At 37.5% G+C, this 6,680-nt stretch carries 7 protein-coding genes; 2 read left to right on the forward strand and 5 right to left on the reverse strand.

The genetic code is table 11. The annotated features are described in order from the left end of the window. Positions 1-206 precede the first annotated feature (206 nt). A complete protein-coding gene (locus Q0954_RS17795) occupies positions 207-1,049 on the reverse strand; it encodes a DUF3108 domain-containing protein (RefSeq protein WP_299458863.1) in 843 nt (280 codons plus the stop codon). Positions 1,050-1,674: 625 nt separating this feature from the next. Between Q0954_RS17795 and Q0954_RS17800 the strand changes: the two genes are divergently transcribed. Further along, positions 1,675-2,532 carry a metallophosphoesterase gene (locus Q0954_RS17800; protein WP_299458865.1) on the forward strand — a complete coding sequence of 286 codons (858 nt, stop codon included), beginning with the start codon at positions 1,675-1,677 and terminating at the stop codon, positions 2,530-2,532. 38 nt (positions 2,533-2,570) lie between these two features. Here Q0954_RS17800 and Q0954_RS17805 read toward each other — a convergent pair whose 3' ends face one another. The 4 genes from Q0954_RS17805 to Q0954_RS17820 all read right to left on the reverse strand — a co-directional run bounded on the left by Q0954_RS17805 (position 2,571) and on the right by Q0954_RS17820 (position 6,054). Beyond that, the gene (locus Q0954_RS17805; protein WP_299458866.1) at positions 2,571-3,692 is read right to left on the reverse strand and encodes an SGNH/GDSL hydrolase family protein; all 1,122 of its coding nucleotides are present in this window, start codon (positions 3,690-3,692) and stop codon (positions 2,571-2,573) included. A gap of 255 nt (positions 3,693-3,947) precedes the next feature. Continuing rightward, positions 3,948-4,808 (reverse strand): alpha/beta hydrolase, encoded by an 861-nt coding sequence (locus tag Q0954_RS17810; RefSeq protein WP_299458867.1) that lies wholly within the window; start codon positions 4,806-4,808, stop codon positions 3,948-3,950. 127 nt (positions 4,809-4,935) lie between these two features. Beyond that, positions 4,936-5,544, reverse strand: a complete 609-nt coding sequence (locus Q0954_RS17815) for a TetR/AcrR family transcriptional regulator (protein ID WP_299458868.1) — start codon at positions 5,542-5,544, stop codon at positions 4,936-4,938. Between the two features lie 66 nt (positions 5,545-5,610). Next, a complete protein-coding gene (locus Q0954_RS17820; protein WP_299458869.1) occupies positions 5,611-6,054 on the reverse strand; it encodes a hypothetical protein in 444 nt (147 codons plus the stop codon). 271 nt (positions 6,055-6,325) lie between these two features. On the opposite strand from Q0954_RS17820, the gene Q0954_RS17825 reads away from it, so the two are divergent. Next, complete coding sequence (locus tag Q0954_RS17825) at positions 6,326-6,502, forward strand: hypothetical protein (protein WP_299458870.1); 177 nt, start codon at positions 6,326-6,328, stop codon at positions 6,500-6,502. Positions 6,503-6,680: the final 178 nt, after the last annotated feature.

Genomic DNA, 6,680 nt, shown 5'->3' on the forward strand with positions numbered 1-6,680 from the left:
CTAGTTTTAGCGTTATAGCTTAATTTTAAGGCAAGCAAACTTACAAAAACTCAAGCATAATCTCAGGTTACTTTTGTGGGTAAAATCATAAAGACAGGGGAATTGCCAAACCAGAGGTACTTTGTTTATATTTAATTGTAGCTACACAAAAAAAGCCCGAATGTTTAATCATAAACATCCGGGCTTTTGCAAAACAAGGTAAAATATTACTTCTTCTTTTTAAAGTTAAATTTGTGACGCAAGTTGCGGAAGCTCTTTACTTCTACCACTACTTTGCCTATAAACATATCGGCTTCTATTCTTACAGGTATTTTATTGCCATCGTCTGATACCCAAAAACGAATTGAGTTTTCACCAGAAAACAGCCCGTTTTTAGGCATAATAGGTACTAGTTTATGGGCATGAATTTTCCCAAATTTAGTTTTTGCTATGCTTTTTCCTATATACCTTATTTTAAGGTCATAAATTTTGTCTTCTAAAAATCCTGGAATTGTGATAATCTGACCTGGTTTTAAAGAATTGAAATCTAACATACGCAGGTAATAATACCCACTAATCATGTCTTGGGCGTTTCTTGGCATCACAACAACTTTGTTCCCCTTTTCAAGTTTAGACTTGGCTCCATTTCTTTTTTCCTTCCATTGCTCATAACGCATAGTAGCTCTGTTTTTGGAAGGTTCTATATGAGTAAGTTCATCTCGACGATAATCGGTTTCTTCGATATGACGATAAAAACGATGGCTTACAAAAGCCGACGTGTCTATATAAGAACGCCAAGTGTCACGTATCCGGGTAATGGCGTCAAAGGCTCCTACCGATTTACCCAAAACATCTACTCTATAACAAAGTCTGCCATTCAGGTAAAACAGTTTTTTACTTACATCAACGATGCCTACTCCTGCATTAATAGGTCCATAGTGTGCTATGTACTCTAGGTGTTCACCAGGATTAAACACATCGTTTTTTATGGTACGGTAGCCATCGTAAGTTGGCGTAATAAAGCCACTAATTACACCGATAAAAACTACTAGTGCTACAAATTTTTTCATATTATATATCAATTAATTAGCTAATGTATAGGGTTTAATAAGAGTTTTTTCAATTATTCTAAACGCAGGATTGACTACTAAAGTAGGGACTTTTTATACATAAGTTCACCATAATTCGCTCAAACTGTTTTACCGAAGGGTAAATTTTGGCAATTTGTTCTGCCCAGTTTTACACTACATTTTATTTAAACCTTTACGTTTACAACAGTTAAAATGAGACAATAATCTTAATTTAAATCAAACAAAGGTATCTTTAATGATAATTTTGCGCTTTTTTTCTGAGTCACTTTATATTAATAAGAGCTTGTTTAAAGCGGTCGTTTAAGGAGATTTTACGTGCCTTTTCAGATTAGATGCGTCAAATTTTGAAGTAATAGTTCTGGAATCCCGAACTTGATTCGGGGCAGCGCTATTGCTGATAACCGATGGCTACAGCTTTGCTGTGCCGAGTTTATAAATCCCGAACTTGTTTCGGGGCTCTGCCAACGGCTAAATTTGACAATATATAATCAGGAAAGGTACGTAAAAGACCTAATTAATGATTTTTAAACAAGCTCTAAGACCCAAGCTGTGCAAATAACATTTGAACACACATAAATAATTAACTTCACAAAATACAATTATTATGAAAGTAGCTATTTTTGCCGATTTACATGGTCGCCTTTTACTTGCCTTCAAGCTGGTAGAACGGTACCAAAGAGAAACCGGGCAAAACATTGACTTGATTTTACAATGTGGCGATGTGGGTATATTTCCAGAACTAGATCACTTAGATACTGCTACCCTGCGTTTTGCCAGAAGAGACAGAAGCGAGCTGGGTTTTCACGATTATTTCACCATTCCTCATCGAAAAGCCCAAGAGGTATTAGAAAAGACTGATTGCCAGATGGTATGTGTAAGGGGTAACCACGAAGACCATGAGTTTTTGGATGGGTTGGAGCAATTAAACCCTGATCAAACACTGTTTCCGGTGGATTGTTACAAACGGGTTTTTGTGTGTAAATCGGGGCACATCCAACAGTTTACCCACGAAGATGCCACCCTGAATGTATTGGGGGTTGGGCGAGCTGGCGATCGTAAAAATCGCGACAATGCTACTTTTATTCAACCTTACGAACGTCGTCAACTGAGACAAACCATTAGTGCCAAGCCAACTATAGATATACTTATTTCGCATGATGTGCCTACTGATATGACCGACCCTGGCTATGGAATGAAAGAACTACGCCCAGCCTTGGATGCATTGCGTCCATCATACCATTTTTATGGGCACACTGGCAAACCTTTTCACCAAGAACCAGACAATAACCAAGTAACTCAATCGGTGAAGGTAGCCGAACTAGAGTACAAAAGACAAGAGACTTTGGCTTATGGAGCAATGCTGTTGCTGACGGTAGAAGTCGACCAGCCATTGCACCTAGAAGTAGTAGAGGCACCTTGGCTAAAAGAGTATACCAAAAGTAACTGGTTGTATGTAGACTAATGGCTGATAGACTTATTACCATTGGCTTACATACAGTTTTATTTTAATATGTTTTGTTTCAAAAATTTTTTGAGCTGATCTGCCATTTTAATATGATCTGTCACAGTAGGGTGTCCAATTTTGCGGTTATTATAAGCAAAAAATAAGGTGTACAATTGCTGATCTTTATAGTATTTCTTCATTAGGTTTACTGCCTGTTGAATATAGCCTTTCCAAGGCTTACCTGGGCTTACAGCATTCATTGACCCCAAAGTACACACAATTTTAGCTTTGGGATACACCTTGCGTAAGTTGCTAATAAAGTTCATGTATGCCTTTACAATTTGCTGTGCAGTGGGTTTTCCCTGCTTGAAACGTTTTTTGTGGTTAGGGTCTCTGGTCATATTTACCAACCAGCTATCGTTCTGAAAAAGATTCACTACTACAATGTCGGGTATCCAACTCTTAAAGTCATGTTTTAATGCTGGCTTATCAGGGTGTACACGGTCATACATTTCGGGCATAATCAAATCATACCAACTTACCATAACTCCTATCCCACTTTTGGCAGTGCATCTATAGTCAAGCCCCAGGTCTCGTGCAGTAATGGCTGCATACGATAAATAGTTGTTCTTTTTTGCCGGATTCATATTGTCTCGCCCGGTGGGGTCTTCGTTGCCCATGCCTACAGTAATCGAATTACCAAAAAACTCGATCCGAGGCGAGTACGCTCGTTTCACCATTGCAAGGTCTGCCCCGTTGTCCAACTCAATTCCCATAAACTTTGTGTAGCCTTCATCGGTTTCGGTACGCTTAAAGATGCTCACCGAATAGCTTTTACCAGCATCCAGGTTATTATACACTGCATATTTCTTTTTTCCTTTTTGGCACTTAAGTAGATAAGGCTTGGCATATTGGTTATTCAAAATGACATTGAAGTAATTCTTTCCCTTTTCATCTTCCAATAAGATTTTAAGTAGTTTACTTCCACGAAAAATAAAATCAACTGAAGTACCTGGCCAATAAAACTCTGGTGCCTTAGGGTTGGCAAAATTGATCCGGCCATGGTAATAAAATCCGTTTTGATTGGCAGCTACCAATTGAGTGCCTGTCTGAGCTTGACAAGATTGGTGGAAGCACCACAGAAAAGAAATCAGGGCTAGTAGAAAAGTTTTTTTCATAAAAGTAAAGTCAAGGTAAAAATGCAATGTCAAAATAACGATTAAATTTTAAGAATTGGTAAAGCAATCTTGACTTTACATCGTATTTTATGCCTAAGGAACGGTACCAAAATAAATTTACATTCTGAGGGGTGATTTTTCGCCTTGATACTTCGTTATTTTTATTGCCCGTAGCGCTGCTATGAGCGCAAAAAATAGCCTCGTCTCAAAACAAAACCTCTACCTCAAGAATGGTAATTTAATTTCTCACCATTCCTAAGCTTGTGCCAGGATATCCAAACAAGCCTGTAAAACTTCTGGGTGCTTAATCATTTGATGATGCCCTACTCCATCAAAATACTGCATGTGTATTGCGGGGTTTTGATTGGCGTATATTTTTACTTCATCAATTGACACCACCTGATCTTTTATATCATATACCCCGTGCACTTGTGTAGCTTTGTTTGTGGTGGTCAAAGCGTTGGCAAGGGCAAAATCTTCTATTCCTTTACCAAAAGTACTGCGGGCTTTGGCATAAAATAATGTTCTGACTTTATGACGCACTCCAAAAAAATTAAACGCTCCTTCAAAAAAGTTTTTAGGTATAATGGGGCTACCCACCATTATCAACTGTTTTACTTTGGCATTCGTTTGTTCGCCTAACCAGGTAGCAGCAGCTGTTCCTCCCAACGAGTGAGCAACTATAGCTTCTATTTCTGGATGAACCTGCATATACTGGCGTACAACTTTGATAAACTCAGGCAAACTGGTTTGTATTTGGTCAGAGTTACCATGCGCTGGAAAATCAAGACTCAACACTTTGTATCCTTGCTGAAGCAACAAAGGAATAAACTTATAATAATCGGCTGCCTTTGACTCCCAACCATGCAACAGAAGTATAGTTTGTTTGCCTGTACCCCAGCTATAAGTCTGAATGGTGGCTGGTTTGTTGTTGAACAAGGTTGTTTCAAAACGTCCTTTTTTGGCAGTATCCAGTATTTGTGTATGTGGTGGTTTAAGGCTTCGTTTACGGGTAGTAAACATTTTGTCCCAAAAGTAATTCATTACTCGGTGAGGTGTAAACAAGGCGCCAAAAGTTAGGCTGGTTTTGATTAATTGTAATTTTAAATTGCTCATTGTTATTTTTTTAAGGTTTGTAATGTGTTAATATTTAAAATACCAATCGTTATTTTAAAGCATAAAAAAATATTATGCATTTGCTTTATTTTAAAATACCATTCAGTATTTTAAAATGTAAAAAAAATTATTTACTCATATCTTCAATGTACTCTTCAAGCAAGGCAAGGTTACTCAATAAATACTCATCATCACCAGTGGTTTTGGTCAAAAAAATTCCGCCTTGAATCAAACCAACAAAGCGCGCAAAAAAAGCCTTTCGGTTGATGGGGGCTTTCCATTCATCTTGGGTTTCGCCCAAGTCAAGTATATAATTGATTGACTTTTCCCATACTCCAATATACTGCACAGCTTTGGCACTAAGGGCAGGGTTGGTATCGTCAGCATCTATAGAGGTATTAAGCACTACACAACCACCTCTGTTGATGTAATATGGGTGGTGTTGCCTATGGTAACGTGGGTAAGCCAATAATTTGTCTTTGGCAGTTGTGGCAATGTCTACCATTGCCTTGATACCCGAAAACATTTGACGAAAGTTATACCTAAAGGCTTCCAATGCTACTTCTTCTTTGCTGTCGAAGTTTCCATAAATGCTCCCTCTACTAAACCCAGTACATTTTTCAATATCGCCAATAGAGGTGCTTAAATAACCTTTTTTATTGAATAAGATTGCCGATTTTTGAATAATATCTGCCCTGGTTTTTTCTCTGTCCGAAAACTTTTTACTCTTGCCCATAGCACTAAAATAACGATCAGTATTTTAAAAACCTAATTTATTTACTGAAAGATGATAATGCACTTCTCAAATAGATGTACCTGGAGACAAACTACAAAACACTATTTTTTTCACCTCTCTTCGTTTGCCTACAATATAGAAATATTTTGCTTGATCGGCAGGTAGCAACTTCAGAAAGGCTTGCTTTACTCGCGACAGTTTTTCGTGGATAGAGTTGTTGTACCTATTGACCAAACGGTTGATGTTGGCTTGCATCAACCAATAGCTATGGTGCGGACTCAAGTGCTTATAGATTTCTAGCAATTCGCTTTCATAAGTATGTAACTCATACAAAATAATGCCTTGAGGGTTTTGCCAAAACAACAGATAAAGGGCTTTGCACAAAGGAGTCATTTTAACTTCTACTCTGGTGTCTTCGTAACAGAGCCAAATCTGGTATGCTTCATCAATGATAAGTGTAGGGCAACCGCTGGGCTGGGCTTTTGGTATTTTACCTGATGATATTGTCATTGCAGTAAATGTTAATAGTGAATTAATTGACCGCAAATAGTTAATAAACAAGTGTTTTTTTCTCCTCAAAAAATATGATTTTACATATCCTTAGTAGTGAGGAGAAATGTTACTCTCAGGGGTTATAAATTTGTAGAAAGAAGTAATGCTTTGCCAAAAAAAGTAAAAAAATGATTGGTTAATTTTAATTGGTTATATCCGCTTTTCCTGTTAGATTGCAACTCTATTCATTCTATAGGGTGATGATGCTATCACAGCCAAATACTTTACTATGAGTACTTACACAAATAATCCTAACCAAGAACAAAACAACGGAAACACTCACAACCAAGGGAAAGTAAAAACCCAATTGAATCACAACCAAGTGAGTGGAAATGTCAATATAGAAAACACCCAAAAAGACCAGGTAAAAGGCAACAAGGTTATTATTAATAATGTGAATCTCTAGTTAAAAACATCGAAAACTAACGATATGCAGGCTGCTGCTAACCTCCCAAAAACATGTACATAAAGCCCTTTAGTACTCCTGACTTTAGAAGCATCCTGTATATTAGACTTCTTGCGAAAGTGTTTTTTATCTTGTTTTTGTGTTGAACAAAAGCGGTTTTTAGGGACTTTCGCAAGAG

The organism is uncultured Microscilla sp. (genome assembly GCF_947493425.1).
In the GTDB taxonomy this organism is placed as follows: Bacteria; Bacteroidota; Bacteroidia; order Cytophagales; family Microscillaceae; genus Microscilla.

What these genes read in the sequence shown, in the direction of transcription:
- Q0954_RS17795 (WP_299458863.1), bottom strand. Translation starts at nt 1,049, where the DNA reads ATGAAAAAATTTGTAGCACTAGTAGTTTTTATCGGTGTAATTAGTGGC.
- Q0954_RS17800 (WP_299458865.1), top strand. Translation starts at nt 1,675, where the DNA reads ATGAAAGTAGCTATTTTTGCCGATTTACATGGTCGCCTTTTACTTGCC.
- Q0954_RS17805 (WP_299458866.1), bottom strand. Translation starts at nt 3,692, where the DNA reads ATGAAAAAAACTTTTCTACTAGCCCTGATTTCTTTTCTGTGGTGCTTC.
- Q0954_RS17810 (WP_299458867.1), bottom strand. Translation starts at nt 4,808, where the DNA reads ATGAGCAATTTAAAATTACAATTAATCAAAACCAGCCTAACTTTTGGC.
- Q0954_RS17815 (WP_299458868.1), bottom strand. Translation starts at nt 5,544, where the DNA reads ATGGGCAAGAGTAAAAAGTTTTCGGACAGAGAAAAAACCAGGGCAGAT.
- Q0954_RS17820 (WP_299458869.1), bottom strand. Translation starts at nt 6,054, where the DNA reads ATGACAATATCATCAGGTAAAATACCAAAAGCCCAGCCCAGCGGTTGC.
- Q0954_RS17825 (WP_299458870.1), top strand. Translation starts at nt 6,326, where the DNA reads ATGAGTACTTACACAAATAATCCTAACCAAGAACAAAACAACGGAAAC.